The sequence below is a fragment of the Caballeronia jiangsuensis genome (assembly GCF_046030135.1).
Taxonomy (GTDB): Bacteria; Pseudomonadota; Gammaproteobacteria; order Burkholderiales; family Burkholderiaceae; genus Caballeronia; species Caballeronia jiangsuensis.
On record NZ_JAQQDB010000110.1, the window covers coordinates 1 to 1,005 of the forward strand.

Sequence of the window (1,005 nt, forward strand, 5' to 3'; positions counted from 1 at the left end):
CCCCCGGCGTCATAGTAGTTGTCGCCTCTGAACTTTCTTATCAAGAAGAGTCAGAGGTACAAGTTGAAGGCGAAACAAACGTATTCTGTTGAGTTCAAAGAGCAGGCACTGTCGAAGGTCCTGCAGCGCGGTGACCGGACAGTTGGAGCAGTGGCCGACGAATTGAACGTGAACGTACTGACATTGAGGAAATGGATGAGAGGGGCCGCCGCCACAAACCGGAACTCGAGCTCCGGACAGGCAAGACGTCCGGAAGACTGGTCGCTGGAAGAACGGCTGATGGCCTTGCAGGAGAGCCACGGGCTGGTCGACGAAGCGTTGAACGGCTGGTGTCGCGAGCGCGGCCTGTTCGCGCATCATCTCGCGCAGTGGCGAGCGGATTTTTGTAGCGTCGGTGGAACCGGGATCCGGCGCGAGAGCGCCCAGGAAGTGCGGGATCTGAAGCAGGCTAATCTCGAGTTGCAGCGCGAACTCAAACGCAAAGAGAAAGCGCTGGCTGAAGCTGCGGCGCTGTTGGTGCTGCAAAAAAAGCACCGTGCGCTGTTCGGGGGCGAGGCCGAATGACGGTCCCTGAGGAGCGCAAGGCATTGATCGGCCTGATCAGCGAGGCGACCCTGGCCGGGGCTCGCCAGGCGCGTGCGTGCAACATTCTGGGGCTCAGTGCCCGAACGGTTCAGCGCTGGCAGCGCGGCGAACCTGATGCGGTGGACGGGCGCTCGTTACGGCACCATGAGCCGCGTCACAAGCTCTCTGCCGACGAACGCGCCGAGCTTCTGGCGATCGCGAACTCGCCCGAATTCGGTCATCTGCCGCCAAGCCAGATCGTGCCTCGACTGGCAGACCAGCAACGCTATATCGCCTCGGAATCGACGTTCTACCGGGTCCTGAAGGCCGAAAAGCAACTCGCCCATCGGCGCAGCGAACGGCCGGCACAGGCACGCAGCAAACCCCGTTCAGTTTGCGCCGATGCACCGAACCAGTTGTACAGCTGGGATATCACGTACC

Annotated in this window: 2 protein-coding genes; both read left to right on the plus strand. The window is 61.3% G+C overall.

What is annotated here, in order from left to right; translation table 11 throughout:
* Positions 1-63 precede the first annotated feature (63 nt).
* Positions 64-564 carry a transposase gene (locus PQR08_RS38555; RefSeq protein ID WP_408164472.1) on the plus strand — a complete coding sequence of 167 codons (501 nt, stop codon included), beginning with the start codon at positions 64-66 and terminating at the stop codon, positions 562-564.
* A partial coding sequence (locus PQR08_RS38560; RefSeq protein WP_408164474.1) for a helix-turn-helix domain-containing protein occupies positions 561-1,005 on the plus strand: 445 nt, incomplete at its 3' end. The genes PQR08_RS38555 and PQR08_RS38560, both read left to right, overlap by 4 nt.